Here is a 24167-nt window from a genome sequence, read left to right as displayed (position 1 = left end):
CAGCATGCTTTCCCACAAATAGTGTCGTCGTGGTAAGGCGGCAACGCATCGGCGGGGAATAAGGGCGGTTCAGCCCCTGCCCGCCTGCGGCAGTCCGAGGAAGCGGGCGACCTCCGGCCTGCCGCCGGCCTCTGCGAAGAGCCCCTCGACCGTCTCGTGCAGCAGGATCCTGCCGCCCTCGAGGAAGAGCACGCCGTCGGCGAGCTTGCCGAGGTCGTCGGGCTGGTGGGTGATCACCAGCACGGTCAGGCCTTCCTCGCGGGCGAGGTCGCGGATCAGGCCGATCATGTCGTCGCGCCGTCCGGGATCGAGGGCGGCGAAGGGCTCGTCGAGGAGCAGCAGCGGCCGGCGGCGCACCAGCGCGCGGGCGAGCGCCACGCGCTGGCGTTCGCCGCCGGACAGCGTCCCGGGCTTGCGTGCCCCGAAGCCGCCGAGGCCGACGCGAGCAAGCGCCTCGGTGATGCGGGTGCGCTCCGCCGCCGTCAGCCGCAGCGCCGGATGGATGCCGAGGCCGACATTGGTGAAGAGGTCGAGATGGGCGAAGAGATTGTGGTCCTGGAAGACGATCGAGACCGGGCGTTCGGCCGGCGGCCGGCCGGCCATGTCCTCGCCGAAAAGCTGGATGCCGCCGCTCTCCGGCGTTTCGAAGCCGGCGATGAGGTTGAACAGCGTCGACTTGCCGGCGCCGGACGGGCCGACCACGGCGACGGTCTCGCCGGCGGCCACCACGGCATCGAAACGGAAGGCGATGCCCGGATAGGAGAGGCGGACATCCGAGAGGACGAGGGCGGGCGTATCAGGCATCGGTGTCGATCCGGGCGGCTCGGGAGCGCTGACCGAGGGTGCCGATCACGGTCAGGCCGAGGCAGAGAACGCCCATCAGCAGCGCCAGCCCGTCGGCATCGGTGGTGCGGTAGCTGCCCATGCGGCTGTAGAGAAGATAAGGAAGGGTGACGATCTCCTGCGAGCCAAACAGCGCCACCGCGCCGAGATCGCCGAGCGACAGCGCGGCCGCGAAGGAGAAGGCGGTCACAAGCGGCAGGGCCAGCGCAGGACCGTCGATCCATCGCAGGCGATGAAAACCCTTGACGCCGAGGCTCTCGGCAAGCCGTGCGGTGCGTGCCGCATGTTCCGCCATGGCGGGTTCGACCACGCGGTAGCTGAAGGGAAGCGCCATCAGGCTGTTGATCGCGACGATGATGGCGGGTGCGAAGCGCGCCACGTCGCCGAGGGAGCGCAGGGCGAGGAACCAGCCGGCGCCGAGGATCAGCGGCGGCACGAGGAGCGCAAGCGATGCACTGGAGGCGATCGCTCCCGAAAGCACGCGCGCGGCCGGTCCGGGCCGGCGCAGCCGCAATGCCGCAAGCCGCGCGTCGATGAGGAGGAATGTCAGCGCCACGGTCAGCGCCGCCGAGATCGCCGACAGGATGAGGCTGGTCGATAGCGCGCGATGCACCATCGGATCGCCGGCGAGCTTTGCGAGGTCCGCCTGAAGGCCGGCGGTCAGCACGGCGGCGAAGGGCGCGCCGACGAAGAGGACGGCGAGGAGGATGACCGCGGCATCGGCGGCCTTGCCTGCCGCAGAAGCTCCGTCCGGGCGAAGCCCTGTCCGGCCGAGCGTCTGGCCGGGTTCCGGCACCGGTGCCGCGAGCCGCAGGGCGAGGAGCAGCAGGCCCGTCAGGCCGATCTGCAGCGCGGAGAGCGCGATCGCGCGCGGCGGATCGAAATCGAAGCGCAGGGCCTGATAGATCGCCACTTCGAGCGTGCTGGCCGCCGGTCCGCCGCCGAGCGTCAGCACCAGGGTGAAACTGGTGGCGCAGAGCATGAAGACCAGCCCGGCGACGCCCGGCAGAAGGCCGCGGATCGCCGGCCATTCGATGAAGCGGAACAGCGCGAGGGGCCCCATGCCGAGATTGGCGGCGATCCGCCAGTATTCGCCGGGAAGCCGCTCCAGTCCGGCAAGCAGCAGCCGGGCGGCGAGCGGCAGGTTGAAGAAGACATGGGCGATCAGGATGCCGGTCAGGCCGTAGATGCCGAAGGGCGGCAGGCCGGCCTCGGCGAGGAGGCCGTTGACATGGCCCTGCCGGCCCCAGACGGCGACGATGCCGAGCGCGCCGACCAGGGCCGGGAGGCCGAGCGGCAGCGCCATCAGCCGGACGATCCAAATCCGTCCCGGAAAGGCGGGCCGCCGCGCCAGCGCCCGCGCCACGGGAATGGCGAGCAGCACCGAAAGCAGGGTCGAGAGCATCGCCTGAAGCAGGGTGAAGCGGGTCACGCGCCAGACATAGGCGTCGAACAGGCCGGCACCGCCGGTCAGCGCGGCCCCGTCTCCCGCGGGCACGCCGAAGGAGAGGAGAGTCACAAGCGCGACGCCGACGAAGCCGCCGATTGCGGCGAGCCCGATCCACCCGCCGCCTGCCGTCCGTCCCATCAGCGCGGCGCGCTCAGTTGAGGCTCATCGCGGCCAGCCATTCGTCGATCCAGGCCTTGCGGTTGGCGGCAACGGTGTCGGACGGGATCAGCAGGGTCTTTTCCGGCGTCACCAGCCGGCCGAAGGCGTCCGGCAGCGGCGTCCCGGTCGCGGCGACGGGCATCATCCAGTTCGTCGTCGGGATGATCGACTGGAAGTCCGGGCCGGTCATGAAGGCGAGGAAGGATTTCGCCAGTTCCGGATCGCGCGCGCTCTTCGTCAGGCCCGCCACCTCGATCTGGATGTAATGGCCTTCCGAAAATGCCGCTGCCTGATAGCGGTCCGTGCCTTCCTCGACCATGTGGTAGGCGGGCGAGGTGGTGTAGGAGAGAACCATCGGCGCCTCGCCCTTGGTGAAGAGGCCGTAGGCCTCCGACCAGCCCGGCGTGACCGTCAGGATGCGGCCCTTCAGCCTGCCCCAGGCTTCGCCGGCCTTGTCGCCATAGACGGCCTTCATCCAGAGGAGCAGGCCGAGGCCCGGCGTCGAGGTGCGCGGGTCCTCGATGACGATCTTCTGCGACGGATCGCCCTCGACGAGGTCCCTGAGGCTCGCCGGCGGGGTCTTGAGCGCTTCGGTGTCGTAGACGACGGCGAAATGGCCGTAGTCATAGGGGACGAAAACGTCGTCGGAAAAGCGGCCCGGAACGGTCAGCGTCGTGCTGATGCCGCCATGCGGGGCGAAGAAGCCGGTCGCCTTCGCCTCCGCGACCAGATTGGTGTCGAGTCCGAGGACGATGTCGGCCTTCGAGGCCGGGCCTTCGAGCTTCAGCCGGGTCAACAGTTCGACGCCGTCGGCGACGCCGACATAATCGACCGTGCAGCCGCAGGTCTTCTCGAAGGCGTCCTTGACCTTCGGCCCCGGGCCCCACTCGCTGACGAAGCTCTCATAAGTGTAGATGGTGAGCGTCCTGTCGGCGGCGGCGGCCGGTGCCGCCAGCGCCATCAGGGTCGCGATCGAAAACAGAATCCTGCCGCGCATCCGCGCCTCCTCCTCAACGTCATCGTTCAACGGGAATAGGGCGCTTGAGCGTGCCGTCTAATCCCTCCGCCGGTACAAACCGGATCAGGTTCCGCGGGTTGGCCTTCTGCCTCTCAGCCGGCCGATCCCCTGAAAAGACGATCCCCGGCACCCCGTTAGAGCAGGTTTGACATAGGCTTTCCCTCCGACCTTGGCAAGGCGGGCGGCGTTCCCCCTTCAGGGAAAAAGGCGTTCAACTTTCGGCCCCGATGCGCTATGGCCTTGGCGATGACCGAAACCTTCTTCGCAATCCTGATGGGCGGGGCGCTGACCGTGACGCCGCGCCTGACGCGCCAGATCGCGGGCGCGCGGGTGATCGCCGCCGATGGCGGCATCCGCCACGCCCGCGCGCTCGGCGTGACGCCGGAGGTCTGGGTCGGCGATTTCGATTCCGCCACCGCCGCCATGGTCGCCGACTGGCCGAAGGTGCCGCGCGAGCCCTATCCGCCGGCGAAGAACGAGACCGACGGCGAGATCGCCGTCGCCGGCGCTATCGCGCGCGGCGCGCGAAAGGTCCTGCTCGCCGGTGCGCTCGGCGGCGAGCGCAGCGACCACGCCTTCATGCACCTTCTCTACGCCGTCAGTCTCGCGCTCGACGGCATCGAGGTGATCCTGACGACCGGCGAGGAGGAAGCTTATCCGCTGCTTTCGGGCGCGCTTGCCCTCGAACTGCCGCAGGCGAGCCTCTTTTCCGTGCTCGGCCTCGACCGGCTCGACGGGCTGACCATCGAGGGCGCCCGCTATCCGCTTACCGATTTCCACCTGCCCTTCGGCTCGTCGCGGACGATCTCGAACGTGGCGGCGGCCGAAACGGTGACCTTTTCGCTTGTCTCCGGCCGCGCCGTCGTGCTCGCCCGGCCCTACGACCTCTCGGGAGCCTGATCCTTGGCGCCGCCCATCCTCAAACTCGACGATATTCGTTTAAGCTTCGGCGGCACGCCGCTGCTCGCCGGCGCCCATCTCCAGGTGGAGCCCGGCGACCGCATCTGCCTCGTCGGCCGCAACGGTTCCGGCAAGTCGACGCTGATGAAGATCGCCGCCGGCCTCGCCGAGGCGCAGTCCGGCGAGATCTTCCGCCACCCCTCCATCACGCTGCGCTACCTGCACCAGGCGCCGGATTTCGACGGTTTCGACACCGTGCGCGCCTATGCGGAGGCAGGGCTCGGCCCCGGCGACGATCCCTATCGCGTCGCCTACCTGCTCGAACATCTCGGGCTTTCCGGCGACGAGGATCCCGCCTCGCTCTCCGGCGGCGAGGCGCGCAGGGCGGCGCTTGCCCGCGTCATGGCACCGGAGCCGGACATCCTGCTCCTCGACGAGCCGACCAACCATCTCGACCTCACCACCATCGAATGGCTGGAAGGCGAGCTGACCCGCAGCCGCTCCGCCATCGTCGTCATCTCGCACGACCGGCGTTTCCTCGAAAAGGTGTCGAACGCCACCGTTTGGCTCGACCGCGGCCTTTCCCGCCGGCTCGATCGCGGCTTCGGCGCGTTCGAGGCCTGGCGCGACAAGATCCTCGAGGAGGAGGAGATCGAGCAGCACAAGCTTGGCAAGGAGATCCAGCGCGAGGAACACTGGCTGCGCTATGGCGTCACCGCAAGGCGCAAGCGCAACATGCGCCGTCTCGGCGCGCTGCAGGACCTGCGCGCCCGCCATCGCGGCCACAAGGGGCCGCAGGGCACGCTTCAGGCGACCGTCTCAGAGGGGCGCGAATCCGGCAAGCTGGTGATCGAGGCGGAAAAGATCGCCAAGCGCTATGGCGACCGCACCATCGTCGCGCCGTTTTCGCTCAGGGTGCACCGGGGCGACTGCATCGGCCTGATCGGCCCGAACGGCGCCGGCAAGACGACGCTCCTGAAGATGCTGACCGGCCAGCTTTCCCCCGACGAGGGCGTGGTGAAGCTCGGCACCAATCTGGAGATCGCCACGCTCGACCAGCGCCGCGAGGACCTCGACCTCGACGCGACGCTGGCGCATTACCTCACTGACGGGCGCGGCGAGAACCTCCTCGTCAATGGCGAGCAGCGCCATGTCACCGGCTACATGAAGGAATTCCTGTTCCAGCCGGAGCAGGCCCGCACGCCGATCCGCAACCTCTCCGGCGGCGAGCGCGCCCGGCTGATGCTGGCGCGCATCCTCGCCCGGCCGGTCAATCTCCTGATCCTCGACGAGCCGACCAACGACCTCGACATCGAGACGCTCGACCTCTTGCAGGAGATCGTCGCCGGCTTCTCCGGCACGGTGCTGCTCGTCAGCCACGACCGCGATTTCCTCGACCGCACCGTCACCTCGACGATTGCGCCGGCGAACCCCGATGCACCCGACGGCCGCTGGATCGAATATGCCGGCGGTTATTCCGACATGATGGCGCAGAGGAACGGCGCGGCGGAGGAAAAACGGCGGCAGGAGCGGGCGGAAAAGGCAAAGGCGCCGGCCGAGATGTCCGCCGGCCCCGCCAAGGCGAAGGGCAAGCTTTCCTTCAAGCAGAAATTCGCGCTCGAAAACCTGCCGAAGGAGATGGCGAAGGCGCAAGCCGGGATCGCCGCCCGCGAGGCGAAGATGGCCGATGCGGCGTTGTTTGCCCGCGATCCGCAGGGCTTCTCCAGGCTGGCGGCCGAGATGGAAACGCTGCGCGCCTCGCTTGCCGCCATGGAAGAGGAGTGGCTGGAGCTCGAAATGCTGCGCGAGGAACTGGAGGGGTGAGCCCCTCGCGCATGGGGGAACGGCGCACCAGCCTGCTCGGCGCGCTGCTCGCCACGCTCGGGCCGATCTCCATGTCGATCTATACGCCGGCCATGCCCGACCTGGTCACGGCCTTCGACAGTGATGCGTCGATGATCAAGGTGACGCTGTCGGTCTATTTCGGCGGCTTTTCCCTTGCCCAGCTTGTCGCCGGGCCGATGGCGGACGCCTTCGGCCGCAGACGTGCGACGCTCGCCTTTCTCCTCATCAACATTCTCGGCAGCCTGATCTGCCTTGCCGCGCCGGCCGTCGAATGGCTGGTCGCCGGGCGGCTGGTCCAGGGCATCGGCGCCTCGGTCGGCATCACGGTGGCGCGCGCGATCGTGCGCGACCAGTTCGTGGGCGACGAGGCGTCGCGGATCATGAACCTGATCGGCATCATGCTGGCCGTCGGGCCGGGGCTGGCGCCGACGGTCGGCGGGCTGGCACTCGCAGCCTTCGGCTGGCAGTCTATCTTCGTCCTCCTCGTCGGCTTCGGCATGGTGACCGCCGCGGCCGTCCTCGTCTTCCTGCGCGAGACGGGTTCGCCCGATTCGCGTCGTGCCCTGCCGGGGCCGCTGGTCGCGACCTATGCGACGCTCGCCACGGATCTGCGCTTCATGGCGGCGGCGGTCGTGCTCGGCGGCTCGGTCGGCGCGCTCTACGCCCAGTCGACCATGCTCGCCTTCATCCTGATCGACCGCGTCGGCCTGAGCCCGACCGCGTTCGGCGTCGGCATGCTGATGCAGTCCGGCTCCTATTTCCTCGGCTCGGTGGTGCTGCGGCTGGTCGCGCGCCGCCTCGGCGGCGAGGGTTCGGTGCGTGCCGGCCTCGGATTGCTCGGCGCGTCGGGGCTGATGATCCTCGTCTCGGTGCACGCGCTCACACCAAGTTACCTTTCGATCATGCTGCCCGTCGCCTTCCTCGGTTTCGGCATCGCGTTCCTCACGCCGCACATGACGACGGCGGCGCTTCAGGGGTTCCCGCAGGTCGCCGGCTCGGCCTCGGCGATGATGGGCTTCATCCAGATGGCGGGCGGTTTCCTCGGCGGCTCGGCCGCCGCGCTGGTCGGCGAACCGCTCGACGCCTTCGGCCTGATCATTCCGCTGATGGCGGCGATCGCCATCGCAAGCTACGCCGTATTCGCCGCGGCGAGCCGGCGCGCGGTCGTATGAATGAAAAAGCCCGCGTCGCGAGGAGGCGGGCTTTGTGGAGAGGCGATTGACCGGGGTCAGCTGCGGCGGTTGCGGGCGGCGAGCGTGCGCAGGCGCAGCGCGTTCAGCTTGATAAAGCCCGCCGCGTCCTTCTGGTCGTAGGCGCCCCGGTCGTCCTCGAAGGTGACCAGCGCGTCGGAATAGAGCGACTTCGGGCTTTCGCGGCCGATGACCATGACATTGCCCTTGTAGAGCTTCAGCGTCACCTCGCCCTCGACGTCCTTCTGGCTGAGGTCGATCGCCGCCTGCAGCATCTGCCGCTCCGGCGAGAACCAGAAGCCGTAATAGATGAGCTCGGCATAGCGCGGCATCAGCTCGTCCTTGAGATGCGCCGCGCCCCGGTCGAGCGTGATCGATTCGATGGCGCGGTGGGCGGTGAGCAGGATCGTGCCGCCGGGCGTCTCGTAGACGCCGCGCGACTTCATGCCGACGAAGCGGTTTTCGACGAGGTCGAGGCGGCCGATGCCGTTGTCGCGGCCGTAATCGTTGAGTTTCGCCAGCAGCGTCGCCGGCGACAGGCGCTCGCCGTTGATCGAGACGGCATCGCCCTTCTCGAAGCCGATCGTGATAACGGTCGCGACGTCGGGAGCGGCTTCCGGCGAGATCGTGCGCATGTGCACATATTCCGGCGCCTCAACGGAGGGGTCTTCCAGCACCTTGCCCTCGGAGGAGGAGTGCAAAAGGTTGGCGTCGACGGAGAAGGGGGCCTCGCCCTTCTTGTCCTTGGCGACCGGGATCTGGTTCTGCTCGGCGAAGGCGAGCAGGTCGGTGCGGCTCTTGAACGACCAGTCGCGCCAGGGCGCGATGATCTTGATGTCCGGGTTCAGCGCATAGGCCGACAGTTCGAAGCGGACCTGGTCGTTGCCCTTGCCGGTCGCGCCATGGGCAATCGCATCGGCGCCGGTCTTCTTCGCGATCTCGATCAGGTGCTTGGAGATCAGCGGCCGGGCGATCGAGGTGCCGAGCAGGTAGACGCCCTCGTAGACGGCGTTGGCGCGGAACATCGGGAAGACGAAATCGCGCACGAATTCCTCGCGCACGTCCTCGATGAAGATCTCCCTGATGCCGAGCATCTCGGCTTTTTTCCGCGCCGGCTCCAGTTCCTCGCCCTGGCCGAGATCGGCGGTGAAGGTCACCACCTCGGCGCCGAGTTCCGTCTGCAGCCATTTGAGGATGATCGAGGTGTCGAGCCCGCCCGAATAGGCGAGCACGACCTTCTTTACGTCTTTGGGAAGTGCCATGGTTGTCGGTCCGTCCGTAGTGCGAGCCTTGCAGCGCTCGAAGAAATCGGCGGCACTCTTAGCGAGATTGGCGCGCCATGCAAGGCGAAGCGGCGACAAAGCCCGCCGAACGCGCCAGCGACTTGACATTCCGCCGGCGACCGCCGATGGCAATGCGGTTTCACGGAGCTTCCGCATCATGGATGTCCTGCCGAGCCTGCCGACCTTTCTCGCCTTCACCGCCGCGACCCTGCTTCTGGCGCTCACCCCCGGGCCGGACATGACGCTCTGGATCAGCCGCGCGCTCGGGCAGGGCCGGCGCAACGCGATGATGGCGGTGATCGGCACGCAGGGCGGGCTCGTCGTCCACACGATGCTGGTCGCCTTCGGCGTCTCCGCGCTCATCGTCGCCTCGCCGACGGCCTTCCTGATCCTCAAGACCGGGGGGGCGGCCTATCTCTTCTTTCTGGCGGTGCAGGCGCTGCGCAAGGGCTCGTCCTTCGCGCTCGACGGGACGGCGCCGCCGCGCGGCTCCGGCCTCGACGCGCTGTTTTCCGGCTTCTGGGTCAATCTCCTCAACCCCAAGGTCATCATCTTCTTCATGACCTTCCTGCCGCAATTCGTCAGCGCCTCGGATCCGCACGTCACCGGCCGGCTGCTCTTCCTCGGCGCCTGGTTCATCGTCGCCTCGCTGCCGGTCTGCTTCCTGACGGTCTTTGCCGCGCACGCGCTGTCGTCCTGGCTCGCGAACAACCGCAAGGTGCTGCGGTCGATCGACTATCTCTTCGCCGGGGTCTTTTCCGTCTTCGCGCTCAAGATCCTGACGGCGCAGGCGCGCTGACCCGCCTTGCGGGGCATTTCGGGTGTCGGGGAAGGGGTGGCACCCCTTCTCAGTCGTCCTCGCCATGGCCGGCGATCATCATCGCCTCGAAGGCCATGCGGTCAACCTTGCGCATGCGCTCCGATTCCGATTTCAGCTGGCCGCAGGCGGCGAGGATGTCGCGGCCGCGCGGCGTGCGGATCGGCGAGGCATAGCCGGCCTGGTTGACGAAGTCGGCGAAGCGCTCGATCGTCTCCCAGTCGGAACACTGGTAGTTGGTGCCGGGCCAGGGATTGAACGGGATCAGGTTGATCTTCGCCGGCACGCCCTTCAAGAGCTGCACCAGCAGCTTGGCGTCCTCCAGGCTGTCGTTGACGTCCTTCAGCATCACATATTCGAAGGTGATGCGCCGCGCGTTCGAGAGGCCCGGATAGGCGCGACAGGCGGCGATCAGCTCCTTCAGCGGGTACTTCCTGTTGATCGGCACCAGCATGTCGCGCAGCTCGTCGCGCACCGCATGCAAGGAGATCGCCAGCATCACGCCGATCTCCGAACCGGTGCGGAGAATCTCCGGGACGATGCCGGAGGTCGAGAGCGTCACGCGGCGCTTCGACAGCGACAGGCCGTCGCCGTCGGTGGCGATCAGCAGCGCCTGCTTGACGTTGTCGAAATTGTAGAGCGGCTCGCCCATGCCCATCATGACGATGTTGGTGATCTTGCGGCCCTCGTTCGGCACGATGGCGCCGGCCGGCGTGTCGCGGTCGGGAAAGTCGCCGAGCCTGTCGCGGGCGAGCAGCAGCTGGGCGAGGATCTCCTCGGCCGTCAGGTTGCGCACCAGCTTCTGCGTGCCGGTGTGGCAGAAGGAACAGGTGAGCGTGCAGCCGACCTGGCTGGAAATGCACAGCGTGCCGCGGCCTTCCTCGGGGATATAGACCGTTTCCACCTCGACCGGGCGGCCGGCGCCGCGTGGCGGAAAGCGCAAAAGCCACTTGCGCGTGCCGTCGTTCGACACCTGCTCCTCGACGATCTCCGGCCGGGCGATGGTGAAATGGGTCTTCAGCATCTCGCGCATCTCGCGCGAGACATTGGTCATGTCGTCGAAATCGGAAACGCCGCGGACATAGAGCCAGTGCCAGAGCTGGCTGACGCGCATGCGCACCTGCTTCTGCGGCACGCCGCGTTCGGCGAGCGCGTCCCCCATCGCCTCGCGCGAGAGGCCGACCAGCGTCGGCTTTTCGAGGGCCGCCGCCGGACGGCGGAGCGGAGGGGCGGCAACGGCTTCACTGCGGGGCATATCGATGGCGGCCATGGCGGCGATCTATCCTGGCGTGGTCAAGGGTGCGGACGAGGACCGGCGCGCGCGGCCGGAAAGCCGGATGCGGAAGGGCCGGGCGACAACCGTTGCGGATCGTCCGGTCAGGCGCCTCCTGACAGCAATTCGGGATCCCGCGTCCATGGCAGGGCGCATAGCACGGATTCTTTACCGCGTCACCCTCATGCTCGCCTTATCGTCCGCGATCCTCACTCCCCCGCGACCCTCACTCCAACGTGACTTCCTGTTGAAGGTCGGCGGGCGTATGTACGGCGGGCCTCCTGCCGGCCGTGCGCGCCGGACCGACGTTGAACCATGGAATTCGCGATGCCCCCGACCCTCCGCCTCCGCCGCGCCGTCCTGAGTTCGGGCCTGGGCCTTGCCCTTGGCCTGTGCCTGGCCGCCATGCCGGCCGGCGCCGGGGAGGCGGCCAGACCGGCCGGCGTGGTCGAGCTCTTCACCAGCCAGGGCTGCGCCTCCTGTCCGCCGGCCGATGCGGCGCTGAAGACGCTGATCGACGAGGGCAGCGTCGTGGCGCTCGCCTATCACGTGGATTACTGGAATTATCTCGGCTGGAAGGACACGCTCGCCTCCAAGGAGAACACCAGCCGGCAATATGCCTATGCCAAGATGTTCGGCAAGAACGGCGTTTACACGCCGCAGGCCGTGCTGAACGGCCGCGACCATGTCAACGGCGCCGATCTTGCCGGGATCCGCAAGAAGATCGCCGGCCTCACGGCGCTCGGCAAGGGCATGCAGGTGCCGGTCTCCGCCGAGATCCGCGACGACGAGATCACGATCTCGATCGGCGCTGGCAGCGGCAAGGCGAATGTCGTGGCGGTCTATTTCGACCGGCGGCAGACGGTCGACGTCGAACGGGGCGAGAACAGCGGCAGCCGCATGTCCTACTGGCACGCCGTGCGCGCCGTCGAGACGATCGGCATGTGGGACGGAAAGCCCGCGACCTACGTGCTGCCCGCCTCCGTGCTCGCCGGCGAGAAGGGCGAGGGCTGCGCCATCCTGCTGCAAAAGATGAAGAACGCCGAAACGCCGGGCCCGATCCTCGGCGCGACGACGGTGATGGCCTCGCGCCGATAGGCCGCCCCTGCCGCCGCATCTTGCATTTCGGCGGTTGTCAGGCACACTGTCATCCGCCCGTCATCATCGGTTTGCGTCGGCGGGATCGTGCAGGGAGCATGCCGGAGCCGAGATGAACGACCAGCCGGATCCACCGTCTTTCGAGAGCCAGATGCATGGCGGCGCCGATGTCGTCGACCTTCGGGACTATCGCAACACCCGCGTCGCCCTGCCGGTCACCTTCCACCGGCGCGAGCTCGACCAGATCCTCTGGATCTACGGCCGCATGGTCGGCGAAGGCGAATGGCGCGACTATGCGATCGACCATCTCGCCGACAGGGCGGTGTTTTCCGTCTTCAAGCGCGCCGGCGAACTGCCGCTCTACCGCATCGAGAAGAACCCCAAGCTCGCCGCCAAGCAGGGCGCCTTCAGCGTGGCGAACACCGCCGGCATGATCCTAAAGCGTGGCCATGACCTGAAGCAGGTGCTGAAGGTGTTCGACAAGTCGCTGCGGCTGATCGACTGACCGAAATTCAAACGGCGCGCATGAAAAAAGGCGGCCAAGGCCGCCTTTCTCTTATGCGTCCGCTTGCCTGTCAGTTGCGGTTGCCGAGGAAGCGCAGCAGGAACAGGAAGAGGTTGATGAAGTCGAGGTAGAGCGTCAGCGCGCCCATGATCGCCTTGCGGCCGGCCATCTCGTCGCCGTCGGCCTCGACATACATTTCCTTGATCTTCTGCGTGTCCCAGGCGGTCAGGCCGGCGAAGACGACGACGCCGATGGCCGAGATGGCGAAGGCAACCGCCGAGGAGGCGAGGAAGATGTTGACGATCGAGGCGATGATCAGGCCGAAGAGGCCCATCACCAGGAACGAGCCCATCGCCGAGAGATCGCGCTTCGTCGTGTAGCCGAAGAGCGACAGCGCGCCGAAGGAGGCGGCGGTGACGAAGAAGGTCTGGACGATGCTTTCGCCGGTATAGACGAGGAAGATCGACGACAGCGACAGGCCCATCAGGCCCGAATAGATCCAGAAGGTCGTCTGCGCGGCGCCGACGCTCATGCGGTGGATGCGGAAGCTCAGGAAGAAGACAAGCGCCAGCGGCGCCAGCATCACGACGAAGCGCAGCGGCGAGCCGAACAGGAGCTCAGCGAAGGCGGGGTTGTTCACCGCGCCCATATAAGTGGCGTAGGCGGTCACGCCGGTGATGCCGAGCGCCAGCGCCATGTAGTTGTAGACGCGCAGCATATGCGCGCGAAGCCCCTGATCGATGACGGCACCGGCATCTGCACCGGCGGTCCTCATCCGGGTTTGATACTGTCTCGGGTCGGCCATGGTGATCCTCACGTCAGGCGGTTGCTCGATGAGCGCAGGCGCCCTGGGCACCCGCGACGGGCGGCGTCACGCCGTTTCGTCCGTTCTCCGGGAATATGAGGGCGAAAGGGGGCGGACACAAGGCCCGGCTCGGACGCCGGGGAGGCGAATCGGGCCGGACGGCCCGATTTTGAGGCGAAGGTTACCAAGGTTTAAGATTGCCCTGCCGCCTCTAGAGCGTCCGCAGCACCGGCGCCGCCTTCTGGCCGAGGATGCGCCAGGTGCCGACGAGGCCGATGCCGACGGTCATCACCAGAGCGACGACGATCGTCGTCACCGCCACGTCCGGCAGGAAGCGCGACGGCAGCGTCATCACCCTTGCGACGACGAACCAGGCGGAGACGCCGCCGGCAAAGAGCGCGAAGACGGCGGTCGCAAGCCCGAGGATGGCGTATTCGTAGCTGAAGGCGCGGATCAGCGTCGAACGGGTCGCGCCCAGCGTCTTCATCACCACGGCATCGTGGACGCGGGCGCGATTGCCGGCGGCAAGGGCGCCGGCGAGCACCAGCACCGAGGCGGCGAGCGCCACGGCGGCGGCGGCGCGGATCGCGGTCGCGAGCTGGCCGAGCAGTTCGTTGACGATGTCGAGCGCGTCCTTCACCCGGACGCTGGTGATCGTCGGGAAGGTGTTGGTGATCCGCCTCAGCGCCGCCGCCTCCATCTCGGGCGTCGCCGCCGGATCGATGACGGTGGCGAGCCAGGCATGCGGCGCGCCGGCGAAGGTGTTGGGCGAGAACACCATGACGAAGTTGATCGACAGCGATTCCCACTCGACCTTGCGGAAATTGGCGATCTTCGCCGTGATGTTGCGGCCGAGCACGTTGACGGTGACGGTATCGCCGAGCTTCAGGCCGAGCTCGCCGGCCTCCTCCGCCGAAAACGAGACGAGCGGCTCGCCGGTATAGTCCGCGCCCCACCACTGGCCTTCCGTCAGGACGGAGCCTTCCGGCAGGTTGCGGGCATAGGTGATGCCGCGATCGCCGCGCAGCACCCACTGGCCGGAGGGCGGCACGTCCCTCTTCGCGACATCCTCGCCGTTGAAGGCGAGGATGCGGCCGCGCAGCATCGGCACCTCGATCACCTTGCCGCCGGGCAAGGTCTCGTTCAGCACGGCGCGAAACCCCTCGATCTCGCTGCCCTGGATGTCGACGAAGAAGAAGTTCGGCGCGCGCTCGGCCATGTTGCCGGTCAGTTCGCGCCGGAGGTTGCCGTCGATCAGCGCCAGCGTGACGAGGAGGGCGAGGCCGAGGCCGAGCGACAGCACCACCGAAGGGGTGAGCGCGCCCGGCCGATGGATGTTGCCGACCGCCAGCCTCAGTGCCGGGGAGGAGAGGCGCGGACTGCGCCTGGCGAGCGCCGTGATCAGCATCGACACGCCGCGCAGCAGGATGAAGGCGAAGGCGATGGCGGCGAGGAAGATCATCGAGATCTGCCGGTCATAAGCGGTGGCGATGGCAAGCCCGGCGATCGCCGCGAGGCAGAGGCCCGCCGCCGCGAGGAAGCGCCAGTTCGGCCATCGCGCCGCGTCGAAGCCCTGCTGGCGGATCAGCGCCGTCGCCGGCACCCGCCTTGCGCGGCCGAGCGGGGCGATGGCGAAGGCGAGCGCCGTCAGCAGGCCGAAGACGGCGGCGAGCAGGAGCGCGCCGGGGAAGATCTCGAAGCCCGTCGAGACCGGCAGCACGCCGGCGAGGAACTGGGCGGCGACATAGGGGATCAGCATGCCGGCGACGAGGCCGATCACGATGCCGATGCCCGTGACGATCAGGATCTGGAACAGATAGATGGTGACGACGAAGCCGGCCGGCGCCCCGAGGCACTTGAAGGAGGCAATCACGCCGCGCTTCGATTCGAGGAAGGCGCGCACCGCATTGGCGACGCCGACGCCGCCGACGATCAGCGCGGTCAGGCCGACCAGCGTCAGGAACTGGGAGAAACGGGTGACATTGGCCGTCAGCGCCGGCGCTGCATTGTCGCTGGCGCGGATCGACCAGCCGGCGCTCGGGAAATCGCGCTCGGCACGGCTGCGCGCCTCGGCCGCCGTGATCCCGTCGGACAGCCGGATCTTGTAGGCATGCTCGACGAGGCTGCCGGTCTGGACGAGACCAGAGGCGGCGAGCGCTTCGGGCGACAGCATCAGGCGCGGCGCGAAGCCGAAGCCTTCGGAAAGCGCGTCCGGCTCGCTGACCAAGGTCGCCCGGACGACGATGCGCGCCTTGCCGAGGAGGATCTCGCCGCCCGGCGCGATGCCGAGCCGGTCAAGCAGCAGCGGCGCGGCGATCGCGCCGTAGGTGTCGCCCGTCCGGCCGACGAGCTCGGCCAGGGGGCCGGCCGGTTCCGTCTTCACCGCGCCATAGAGCGGATAGGCGCCGTCGACGGCCTTCAGTTCGACCAGCGCCTGGTTGGAGCCGTCCGGAAGGCGCGCCATCGAGCGCAGGCCCGAACTTTCGGAGACGGTGCCGAGGCCGTCAAGAAAGGCGCGCTCCTCGGGCGTCGCGACACGGTTGTTGAGCTCGAAGCGGATGTCGCCGGCGAGCAGTTCCTGGCCCTGCGTGGCGATCGTCGCGGTGATCGAACGGGAAAGGGAGTTGACGCCGGCGATCGCCGCCGTGCCGAGCGCAATGCAGGCGAGGAAGATGTAGAAGCCGCTTAACCCCCCGCGCATCTCGCGAAGGGCGAAACGCAGCGCGAGGCCGGGACGCAGGCGGGCGAGTGCGGCGCCGGCACTCATGCGGGCACCCGCTGGTCCCCGGTCCGGTCGCCGGCGGTCCGGGCGGCCCCGTTGCCGGCGATCTCGCCGGAACGCACCTGGATCTGCCGGCCGCAGCGCGCCGCAAGGTTCGGATCGTGGGTGACCAGCACCAGCGTCATGCCGCGCCCCGCCTGTTCGGCGAAGAGCAGGTCGGCGATCTGCCGGCCGGTCTCGCCGTCGAGATTGCCGGTCGGCTCGTCGGCGATCAAGAGCTTCGGCGACGGCGCCAACGCCCGGGCGATCGCCACGCGCTGCTGCTCGCCGCCGGAGAGCTGGCCCGGATAGTGGCTCAGCCTGTTGCCGAGCCCGACGGCCGTCAGTTCCTTTCGGGCGATGTCGAACGCGTTTGCCCGGTTGGCGAGCTCCAGCGGCACGGCGACGTTTTCCAGCGCCGTCATGTTGGGGATCAGGTGGAAGGACTGGAAGACGATGCCGATGTTGCGGCCGCGGAATTCGGCGAGCCCGTCCTCGTCGAGCGCATGCAGCGCGGTGCCGTCGATGGTGATCTCGCCGCGATCGAGCCGTTCGAGCCCCGCCAGCACCATCAGCAGCGTCGACTTGCCGGATCCGGACGGGCCGACGATGCCGACCGATTCACCCGCGCCGATCGACAGGCTGATCGATTTGAGGACATGGACGGAGGCCGCCGCCTGGCCGAGCGTCAGGTCGGCGTTTTTGAGCTCGATGATGGTTTTCGTCACCAATAACGATCCTATATCTTAAGAAATGGAATGGGATATTGCCGGCCATGGCGATCATGCGTTCGGGATGTAGGATGAGTGCCATGGGTTTGAAAGCTCTTGCAGGTGTTTTCGTCGCGCTCGCGGTCACGTTTTCGGGAGCGTCCGCCCGCGCCGAGCCGATCGCGCTGGTAGGGTTTGGCGACAGCCTGATGGCCGGCTACCAGCTGCCGCCGGGCGATGCCTTTCCCGCCCGCCTCGAGGCGGCGCTGAGGGAAAAGGGCCATGACGTGGCGATCGTTAATGCCGGCGTCTCCGGCGACACGACCTCCGCGGGCCTTGCCCGCGTCGACTGGTCGGTGCCGGACGGCACGAAGGGCGTGATCCTCGAGCTCGGCGCCAATGATGCGCTGCGCGGCATCCCGCCTGAGGAAAGCCGCCGGAACCTCGAGGCGATCGTCGCGCGGCTGAAGGAGCGCGGCATCGCCGTGCTCCTCGCCGGCATGCTGGCGCCGCCGAACATGGGTGGCGACTATGCCGAGCGGTTCAACCCGATCTACCCCGAACTTGCCGAAAAGCATGGGCTGGAGCTCTATCCGTTCTTCCTCGACGGGGTGGTCAACGAGGCCGCGCTCCAGCTCGAGGACGGCATGCATCCGAATGCCGACGGCGTCGGCGTCATGGTCGAGCGTTTCCTGCCTGCGGCGGAGCGCTTCCTGGCCTCGCTCAAGGCCGGAGGCTGAGGCCGCCGGGGACAAAAGTGACGGGTGGGAAATAACAGTTGCACCGCCTGTCCTCGCATGTTTCGTTGAAGGGCAGCAGTCGAGAATCGAGGAGGTCCCCATGCCGAGACTTTTCACCGCCCTCGAAATTCCGCGCACTGCCGCGTTGAGTCTCTCCCTGCTGCGCGGCGGTCTCCCCGGCGCCCGCTGGATCGACGTCGAGAACTATCACATCACGCTGCGCTTCATCGGCGATGTTGACGGACGCACCGCCGACGAGGTCGTCGACCGGCTCGACAGGATCGAACGGCCGGAATTCCCGCTGCAGCTGAACGGCATCGGCGCCTTCGGCTCGAAGAAGCCGCATTCGGTCTGGGCCGGGGTCAGCGCCCATCCGGAGATCTTCGCCCTTCAGGCCGAGATCGAGCGGATCTGCCAGAGGCTCGGCCTTGCGCCGGACCCGCGCAAGTTCACGCCGCATGTGACGCTGGCCCGGCTGCGCGCCTCGCGCGTCGAGGATGTCGTCTCCTATCTCTCCGGGCGCGGCAATTTCCAGACGCCGACCTTCACGGTGTCCCGTTTCGTCCTGCTGTCGTCACGCGATTCCGTCGGCGGCGGGCCCTACCTGACCGAGGAAGTCTTTCCGCTTCACGAGGCGAGCCCGTCGCTGGCCGCCAGCAGCGCGCCGCAACCCTTGAAGAGCTGGCTGTAGACCGCCTCGAACCCGTCCGCGCCGCCGAAATAGGGATCCGGGACGTCCTCATCGAGCCCGAGCGTGTGATCGAGGAAGAGCGCGATGCGCGCCGTCGTTCCGGCCGGAGCGAGTGCGCGCAGGGTTGCGACGTTCTGCCGGTCCATGCCGAGGATCAGGTCGAAACGGGTGAAATCGGCCCGTTCCACCTGCCGCGCCGCCTGCGCCGAGATGTCGACGCCATGGCGCCGCGCCACCGCGATCGAGCGCCCGTCCGGCGGATCGCCGATATGCCAGCCGCCGGTTCCGGCGGAATCGACGTGGATGGGGGAGGGCGCGCCGCCGGCCAGGTGACGCGCGATACCCTCCGCCAGCGGCGAGCGGCAGATGTTGCCGAGGCAGACGAAGAGGATGCGGAGCGGGGCGGGATCGGTCGTGCTTCGCGCCATCGGCATCCTTTCCTGTGGGCCTTCGCGAACCTTGGCAAGGATCGCGCGTTGTTGGTAACCCATGACGGGCGCCGGGGAAACCGGGTCCGGGAAACGGATTGCAGGAAATGGACGCAGAGGCAACGGGCCGGGAGCGCGGCCATCGCACAGGGAGGGACGAATGAAACCGGAAAAGCTGGACGCAGAGGCGATCAAGGCGGGGCTGGCGGCGCGACCGGGCTGGGCGCTCCTGACGGACGGGCAGGCGATCCGCAGGGCTTTCCGCTTCGCGAGCTTCGTCGAGGCCTTCGGCTTCATGACCGAAGTGGCGCTTTCGGCGGAAAAGCTCGACCACCATCCCGAATGGACCAATGTCTATAACCGCGTCGACGTGACGCTCTCCACCCACGATGCCGGCGGGCTGACGGAGCGCGACTTCGCGCTCGCGGAAAAAATCGACCGGGCGGCCGCGCGCCGGGCGGCGGCGGATTTGAAATGACGGCCGGGGCCCCCATATCTCGTTTCGACGAAGGAGCAAGGTCGCGATGATCGACAACGTGAAGATCGGAGAAATCCTGATGCCGGGCGAGGAATCGGAGCAGGAAAAGCGGGCGCACAGGGTCAAGCGGCGGTTCTGGCCGACGTTCCGGCGGGCCGTCCGGCAGATCCCCTTCTCGCGCGACCTCGTCGCCGCCTACTACTGCGCGATGGATCCGGCGACGCCGACGCGCACGCGCGGCATCCTGCTCGCGGCGCTCGCCTATTTCGTGCTGCCGTTTGATCTTCTGCCGGATGTCCTGGCGGTCGTCGGCTTCTCCGACGACATCGCGGTCCTGACGGCCGCCTTCGCCGCGATCAGCGGACAGATCAAGGAAAGCCATTACCAGCGCGCCGACGAGACGCTGGCCGGCGAGGCCGAGACGTCCCGCGCCGGCTGAGTGGGTTTTTTCCCTCTCATGCCCTGCCCTGCACCCCCGGTTCGAGCTGGGCGCGAAGCCTGCTGAAGGCGAGGCGGATGCGCGACTTGACGGTGCCGAGCGGCAGCCCGGTCTCCTCGGCGATCTCGCTGTGGGACTTTCCCTGGAAAAACGCCAGGCGCACGAGGTCGAGCTGCTCCTGCGGCAGGACCTGCAGCGCCTTCCTGACGGCAAGCTCCCGGTCGGCCGCTTCGAGGATCTCGTCGGCGGCCGGCGGCTGCGCCGGCACCAGGGCCGGATGGTCCTCGGCAGTCAGCGCAGGGCCGCGCTGGCGGCGCGCCGCATCGATGCGGCGGTTGCGGGCGATGCGGAACAGCCAGGTCGAGAGCGACGAGCGCGCCGGATCGTAGAGATGGGCCTTCTGCCACAGGATGACCATCACCTCCTGCGCCAGGTCCTCGGCCTCCTGCGCCGGTTGTCCCTGGCGCATGAGGAAGGATTTGAGCCTCGGCGCGAAGAAATCGAAGAGTTCCCCGAAGGCGGCGCGATCGCGCTGCTCTGCGACCCTGGCGGCAAGGCCAGCGAAGCGTTGTCGTGCGTCAACATTCATTCGCCGCCTCCCATGGTTCCGCGTTGCCGTCTGCCGACAACAGGTACATCGCTTTTGCCAAAGGTCAAACTCTCGCCTGAATCTTTGTGTTTGAAATCGAAACACGGCTTCCGGCCGGCCTCCTTCCAGGGCGAAGGCGGCGGGACGGGCGGGAGATGCGCGGAAACGGCCGTCCCATCCATTGCTCCATCCCGGGTGGAACGCCGGGCCTTCGGGGTCGCCGCATCAGGGGGCGCGGTCCCGGATCATCGCAGTCGCATAGCCTTGGAACAGAGGGGAAACCGGCAGATTTTTTGGCAGTCTACCAGGCATCACGGGGCGGAAAATCAGCGCGCATTGACGGTTTGGTAACCAAAATAACGTCAAGTTCCTTCAGATCGTGACCTACTGTGCCCGGCCACCCGTGAAGGGGTCGGACAGGGAAAAAACCGGCAGGACAACAATGTTTGTAAAGAAACTCACCACCGCGCTCGTTTTTGTCGCCGCCTCGGCCACATTCGCCCTGGCGCAGTCGCCGACCCGCATCCAGCAGTTCAACGACTGGGGCGCCTATTCCTATCAGTCCGGCGGCAACAAAGTCTGCTACGTGCTGTCGGTGCCGAAGGAAAAGAGCCCGGCCAGCGTCAACCATGGCGACATCTTCTTCCTCGTCTCCCAGCGCCCCGGCCAGAATATCAGCTATGAACCCCAGGCGATGATGGGCTATGCGCTGCAGGAGAACTCGAAGGTGACGGTCACCATCGACGGCCGCGCCTTCTCGCTGTTCACCAAGGGCAATTCGGCCTGGGTGGAAAACGCCGCCGAGGAGCCCGCGCTCGTCAACGCGATGAAGTCCGGCAAGGCCATGTCGGTTGCGGCGAAATCGGGCCGCGGCACGGCGACGTCCTACTCCTATTCGCTCTCCGGCATTTCCGCCGCCCTGAAGCAGATCGAGCGCTGCAAGTAAGCGCCAAAGACGGGGGGACCTCCCCCGCCGCTGAAGCCTTCGCGCCTCCCTCGCCCATGGACCCGGGCAGGGGAGGCGTTTTTGCGTTTTGGAGCATTTCCAGCCGAAGCGGGATCGCTTCGATGTCGGATCATGCGGCAAAAACAAAAGGAGAGAGCATTTCCAGTCAGATCCGGATCGGATTTGACGCCCGGACAATGCGTTGAAACGCAGGAGAGAGCATTCCCGGTGAGCCAGTGATCACCGGGAATGCTCCAGGACATCGCCGCCCCTTTCCCGGGGTGCACGGCTCGGGAACGCAAAGAGCCGGCGGACAGGATCCGCCGGCTCTTTTTATTGCCCGATATGGAGGTGACCGGATCAGGCCGCGAGGTCGCGCAGCACGGTCTGCAGGATGCCGCCATTGTTCATGTAGGTGACCTCGTCCAGCGTATCGATGCGGCAGATCAGCGGCACCTCCTTCACCGAGCCGTCGCCATAGGTGATGACGGCGGTGCGCTTCTCGCGCGGCTGGACGTTGGCGAGATTGTCGATCGTCACCAGTTCGTCGCCCTTGAGGCCGAGCGTCTCCCAGGTGGTTCCCTCCTCGAAGACGAAGGGCACGATGCCCATGCCGACGAGGTTGGAGCGGTGGATGCGCTCGAAGGACTGGGCGATCACGGCCTTAACGCCGAGCAGGTTGGTGCCCTTGGCCGCCCAGTCGCGCGAGGAGCCGTTGCCGTATTCGACGCCGGCGAAGATGACCAGCGGCACGCCTTCCGCCTTGTACGTCATCGCGGCGTCGTAGATCGACATCTCCTCCTTCGAGGGGTAGTGGATCGTGTAGCCGCCTTCCTTGCCGTTCGGACCCATGATGTGGTTGCGGATGCGGATATTGGCGAAGGTGCCGCGCATCATCACCTCGTGATTGCCGCGCCGCGTGCCGTACTGGTTGAAGTCGGCGACCGCCACGCCGTGGTCGATGAGATAGGCGCCGGCGGGGGAGGCCGCCTTGATCGAACCGGCCGGCGAGATGTGGTCGGTGGTGATCTTGTCGCCAAACAGGCCGAGGACGCGCGCGCCCTTGATGTCAGAGATGCCGGAGCCGGTCTTGCCCATGCCGACGAAATAGGGCGGGTTCTGCACATAGGTCGAGGCGTCGTCCCAGGCATAGGTCTGGCCGGCCGGCACCTGCACCGCCTGCCAGTTGGCGTCGCCCTTGAACACGTCGGCATATTTGGTCGCGTAGAGCTCGCGGGTGACGTATTTCATGATGAATTCCTGGATCTCCCGCGAGGAGGGCCAGATATCCTTGAGATAGACCGGGTTGCCGTCAGAACCGGTGCCGATCGGCTCCGTGGTCAGGTCCTTCTGCACCGAGCCGGCCAGCGCATAGGCGACGACGAGCGGCGGCGAGGCGAGGTAGTTCGCCTGCACGTCCGGCGAGATGCGGCCCTCGAAGTTGCGGTTGCCGGAGAGCACGCCGGCGGCGATCAGGCCCTTGTCGTTGATCGTCTTCGACACCGGCGCCGGCAGCGGGCCGGAATTGCCGATGCAGGTGGTGCAGCCGAAGCCGACCAGATTGAAGCCGAGCGCGTCGAGGTCCTTCTGCAGGCCGGACTTTTCGAGATACTCGCCGACGACCTGCGATCCGGGCGCGAGCGACGTCTTGACCCAGGGCGCGCTCTTCAGGCCCTTCGCGACCGCGTTGCGGGCGAGAAGGCCTGCGGCGATCAGCACCGACGGGTTGGAGGTATTGGTGCAGGACGTGATCGCGGCGATCGCGACGTCGCCATGGCCGAGGTCGAAATCCTCGCCCTCGACCGCATAGCGGTCATGAAGCTGGCCGGGCTTCTTGTAGTCGGTCTCGAGCGACTTGGCGAAGCCGGGCGCGATGTTTTCGAGCGGGATGCGGCCTTCGGGACGCTTCGGACCCGCCATGGCCGGGACCACGTCGCCGAGGTCGAGTTCCAGCGTGTCGGTGAAGACGAGGTCGGCGCCGTCGCCCTCACGCCACATCCCTTGCGCCTTCGAATAGGCCTCGACCAGCGCGATGCGGTCTTCCTCGCGGCCGGACATGGTGAGGTAGTTGATGGTCTCGGCGTCGACCGGGAAGAAGCCGCAGGTGGCGCCGTATTCCGGGCCCATATTGCCGATCGTGGCGCGGTCGGCGAGCGTCATGTTGTCGAGGCCGGGCCCGAAGAATTCGACGAACTTGGAAACGACGCCCTTCTTGCGCAGCATCTGCACGACCATCAGCACGAGGTCTGTGGCGGTGACGCCTTCCTTCAGCTTGCCGGTCAGCTTGAAGCCGATCACTTCCGGCAGCAGCATGGAGACCGGCTGGCCGAGCATGGCGGCTTCCGCCTCGATGCCGCCGACGCCCCAGCCGAGCACGCCTAGCCCGTTGATCATCGTCGTATGGCTGTCGGTGCCGACGCAGGTGTCGGGATAGGCGATCGTCTCGCCGTCCTCTTCCTTCGTCCAGACGGTCTGGCCGAGATATTCGAGATTGACCTGATGACAGATGCCCGTTCCGGGCGGGACCACGCGAAAATTCTTGAAGGCCTGCTGGCCCCATTTCAGGAAGCGGTAGCGCTCGCCGTTGCGCTCGTATTCGAGCTCGACATTGCGGGCGAAGGCCGAGGCCGTGCCGAACTCGTCGACGATGACGGAGTGGTCGATGACGAGGTCGACGGGGACGAGCGGGTTGATCTTCTCCGGATCGCCGCCGAGCGCCTTGATGCCGTCACGCATGGCGGCAAGGTCGACGACGGCGGGAACGCCGGTAAAGTCCTGCATCAGCACGCGCGCCGGGCGATAGGCGATCTCGTTTTCTTCCAGGCCCTTGTTCTTAAGCCATTCCGCCACCGCGAGGATGTTCTCCTTCGTCACCGAGCGGCCGTCCTCGAAGCGCAGCAGGTTCTCGAGCAGAACCTTCATCGAATAGGGCAGCTTGGAAACGCCGGAAAGGCCGTTTTCCTCGGCTTTCGGCAGGCTGTAATAGACGTATTCCTTGTCGCCCACGGTGAGCGTCGAACGACAATTGAAACTGTCAAGGGATTTGGACACTGGTAACCCGCTCCGTCTGATCGCCAAAAACTGACGTACGAACGCCCGAACGCCTGGCGGCGCATGATGGGATGCGGGTGCAGCCATTTCCGCTGTCCGTACGTGGAAGAAAATCCAGGTTCGGCGCTAGGATGACATTCACGCCGGC

General features: G+C 67.1%; 22 protein-coding genes and 1 riboswitch. Of the genes, 11 read left to right on the top strand and 11 right to left on the bottom strand.

All coding sequences use genetic code 11. From position 1 onward, the window contains the following. Window positions 1–69: 69 nt before the first annotated feature. The 3 genes from thiQ to thiB are packed head-to-tail and all read right to left on the bottom strand — an operon-like array spanning window position 70 to window position 3449. Window positions 70–804 (bottom strand): thiamine ABC transporter ATP-binding protein, encoded by a 735-nt coding sequence (thiQ, locus tag ACEVQ6_RS09905; protein WP_374888789.1) that lies wholly within the window; start codon window positions 802–804, stop codon window positions 70–72. Further along, window positions 797–2431 (bottom strand): thiamine/thiamine pyrophosphate ABC transporter permease, encoded by a 1635-nt coding sequence (gene thiP, locus ACEVQ6_RS09900; RefSeq protein ID WP_374888788.1) that lies wholly within the window; start codon window positions 2429–2431, stop codon window positions 797–799. The genes thiQ and thiP overlap by 8 nt, the downstream gene beginning before the upstream one ends. A gap of 13 nt (window positions 2432–2444) precedes the next feature. Beyond that, window positions 2445–3449 carry a thiamine ABC transporter substrate binding subunit gene (thiB, locus tag ACEVQ6_RS09895; RefSeq protein ID WP_374888787.1) on the bottom strand — a complete coding sequence of 335 codons (1005 nt, stop codon included), beginning with the start codon at window positions 3447–3449 and terminating at the stop codon, window positions 2445–2447. Window positions 3450–3493: 44 nt separating this feature from the next. Next, a riboswitch (TPP riboswitch) is annotated at window positions 3494–3614 on the bottom strand. A 102-nt stretch (window positions 3615–3716) separates the two neighbouring features. Between thiB and ACEVQ6_RS09890 the strand changes: the two genes are divergently transcribed. The 3 genes from ACEVQ6_RS09890 to ACEVQ6_RS09880 are packed head-to-tail and all read left to right on the top strand — an operon-like array spanning window position 3717 to window position 7387. Continuing rightward, window positions 3717–4370, top strand: coding sequence for a thiamine diphosphokinase (locus ACEVQ6_RS09890; RefSeq protein WP_374888785.1), 654 nt, complete (start codon window positions 3717–3719; stop codon window positions 4368–4370). A gap of 3 nt (window positions 4371–4373) precedes the next feature. Next, the gene (locus ACEVQ6_RS09885; RefSeq protein ID WP_374888783.1) at window positions 4374–6194 is read left to right on the top strand and encodes an ABC-F family ATP-binding cassette domain-containing protein; all 1821 of its coding nucleotides are present in this window, start codon (window positions 4374–4376) and stop codon (window positions 6192–6194) included. Beyond that, window positions 6191–7387, top strand: a complete 1197-nt coding sequence (locus tag ACEVQ6_RS09880) for a multidrug effflux MFS transporter (RefSeq protein WP_374888782.1) — start codon at window positions 6191–6193, stop codon at window positions 7385–7387. Before ACEVQ6_RS09885 ends, ACEVQ6_RS09880 begins: the two co-directional genes overlap by 4 nt. 56 nt (window positions 7388–7443) lie before the next feature. Here ACEVQ6_RS09880 and ACEVQ6_RS09875 read toward each other — a convergent pair whose 3' ends face one another. Beyond that, window positions 7444–8667, bottom strand: a complete 1224-nt coding sequence (locus ACEVQ6_RS09875; protein WP_374888781.1) for an argininosuccinate synthase — start codon at window positions 8665–8667, stop codon at window positions 7444–7446. Window positions 8668–8845: 178 nt separating this feature from the next. Between ACEVQ6_RS09875 and ACEVQ6_RS09870 the strand changes: the two genes are divergently transcribed. After that, window positions 8846–9487, top strand: coding sequence for a LysE family translocator (locus ACEVQ6_RS09870; protein WP_374888780.1), 642 nt, complete (start codon window positions 8846–8848; stop codon window positions 9485–9487). A 49-nt stretch (window positions 9488–9536) separates the two neighbouring features. Here ACEVQ6_RS09870 and rlmN read toward each other — a convergent pair whose 3' ends face one another. After that, the gene (gene rlmN / locus ACEVQ6_RS09865; protein WP_374888904.1) at window positions 9537–10760 is read right to left on the bottom strand and encodes a 23S rRNA (adenine(2503)-C(2))-methyltransferase RlmN; all 1224 of its coding nucleotides are present in this window, start codon (window positions 10758–10760) and stop codon (window positions 9537–9539) included. 423 nt (window positions 10761–11183) lie between these two features. Between rlmN and ACEVQ6_RS09860 the strand changes: the two genes are divergently transcribed. Further along, complete coding sequence (locus ACEVQ6_RS09860) at window positions 11184–11876, top strand: DUF1223 domain-containing protein (protein WP_374888903.1); 693 nt, start codon at window positions 11184–11186, stop codon at window positions 11874–11876. A 112-nt stretch (window positions 11877–11988) separates the two neighbouring features. After that, window positions 11989–12381 (top strand): DUF2794 domain-containing protein, encoded by a 393-nt coding sequence (locus ACEVQ6_RS09855; RefSeq protein ID WP_374888778.1) that lies wholly within the window; start codon window positions 11989–11991, stop codon window positions 12379–12381. A 70-nt stretch (window positions 12382–12451) separates the two neighbouring features. Here ACEVQ6_RS09855 and ACEVQ6_RS09850 read toward each other — a convergent pair whose 3' ends face one another. The 3 genes from ACEVQ6_RS09850 to ACEVQ6_RS09840 form a co-directional block, all read right to left on the bottom strand. Beyond that, on the bottom strand, window positions 12452–13186 hold the full coding sequence (locus ACEVQ6_RS09850) for a Bax inhibitor-1/YccA family protein (RefSeq protein WP_374888777.1): 735 nt from the start codon (window positions 13184–13186) through the stop codon (window positions 12452–12454). A gap of 211 nt (window positions 13187–13397) precedes the next feature. Next, window positions 13398–15953: an ABC transporter permease gene (locus ACEVQ6_RS09845; RefSeq protein ID WP_374888776.1), complete on the bottom strand. Its 2556-nt coding sequence runs from the start codon at window positions 15951–15953 to the stop codon at window positions 13398–13400. Beyond that, on the bottom strand, window positions 15950–16675 hold the full coding sequence (locus ACEVQ6_RS09840; protein ID WP_374888775.1) for an ABC transporter ATP-binding protein: 726 nt from the start codon (window positions 16673–16675) through the stop codon (window positions 15950–15952). The genes ACEVQ6_RS09845 and ACEVQ6_RS09840 overlap by 4 nt, the downstream gene beginning before the upstream one ends. A gap of 83 nt (window positions 16676–16758) precedes the next feature. Between ACEVQ6_RS09840 and ACEVQ6_RS09835 the strand changes: the two genes are divergently transcribed. Next, on the top strand, window positions 16759–17397 hold the full coding sequence (locus ACEVQ6_RS09835) for an arylesterase (protein ID WP_374888774.1): 639 nt from the start codon (window positions 16759–16761) through the stop codon (window positions 17395–17397). 100 nt (window positions 17398–17497) lie between these two features. Beyond that, window positions 17498–18088 carry an RNA 2',3'-cyclic phosphodiesterase gene (gene thpR, locus ACEVQ6_RS09830; protein WP_374888773.1) on the top strand — a complete coding sequence of 197 codons (591 nt, stop codon included), beginning with the start codon at window positions 17498–17500 and terminating at the stop codon, window positions 18086–18088. On the opposite strand, the gene ACEVQ6_RS09825 is transcribed toward thpR, so the two are convergent. Then, window positions 18025–18516, bottom strand: coding sequence for a low molecular weight protein-tyrosine-phosphatase (locus ACEVQ6_RS09825; RefSeq protein ID WP_374888772.1), 492 nt, complete (start codon window positions 18514–18516; stop codon window positions 18025–18027). The genes thpR and ACEVQ6_RS09825 overlap by 64 nt on opposite strands. Before the next feature lie 160 nt (window positions 18517–18676). Here ACEVQ6_RS09825 and ACEVQ6_RS09820 point away from each other — a divergent pair, with 160 nt between their 5' ends. Further along, window positions 18677–18994, top strand: a complete 318-nt coding sequence (locus tag ACEVQ6_RS09820; RefSeq protein WP_374888771.1) for a 4a-hydroxytetrahydrobiopterin dehydratase — start codon at window positions 18677–18679, stop codon at window positions 18992–18994. A gap of 49 nt (window positions 18995–19043) precedes the next feature. Then, window positions 19044–19433, top strand: a complete 390-nt coding sequence (locus ACEVQ6_RS09815; protein ID WP_374888902.1) for a YkvA family protein — start codon at window positions 19044–19046, stop codon at window positions 19431–19433. A gap of 16 nt (window positions 19434–19449) precedes the next feature. Here ACEVQ6_RS09815 and ACEVQ6_RS09810 read toward each other — a convergent pair whose 3' ends face one another. Continuing rightward, window positions 19450–20022 carry a sigma-70 family RNA polymerase sigma factor gene (locus ACEVQ6_RS09810; protein WP_374888770.1) on the bottom strand — a complete coding sequence of 191 codons (573 nt, stop codon included), beginning with the start codon at window positions 20020–20022 and terminating at the stop codon, window positions 19450–19452. 442 nt (window positions 20023–20464) lie between these two features. Here ACEVQ6_RS09810 and ACEVQ6_RS09805 point away from each other — a divergent pair, with 442 nt between their 5' ends. Next, window positions 20465–20968 carry an invasion associated locus B family protein gene (locus tag ACEVQ6_RS09805; RefSeq protein WP_374888769.1) on the top strand — a complete coding sequence of 168 codons (504 nt, stop codon included), beginning with the start codon at window positions 20465–20467 and terminating at the stop codon, window positions 20966–20968. 360 nt (window positions 20969–21328) lie between these two features. Here ACEVQ6_RS09805 and acnA read toward each other — a convergent pair whose 3' ends face one another. Continuing rightward, entirely contained in the window at window positions 21329–24019 is a 2691-nt protein-coding gene (gene acnA / locus ACEVQ6_RS09800; RefSeq protein WP_374888768.1) for an aconitate hydratase AcnA, read from the bottom strand. Window positions 24020–24167 lie beyond the last annotated feature (148 nt).

This window comes from Ensifer soli, from assembly GCF_041928815.1.
Lineage (GTDB): Bacteria > Pseudomonadota > Alphaproteobacteria > Rhizobiales > Rhizobiaceae > JBHFEI01.
Note: the sequence above shows the minus strand (reverse complement) of the source record. Positions and strands in the feature narration are given on the sequence as shown.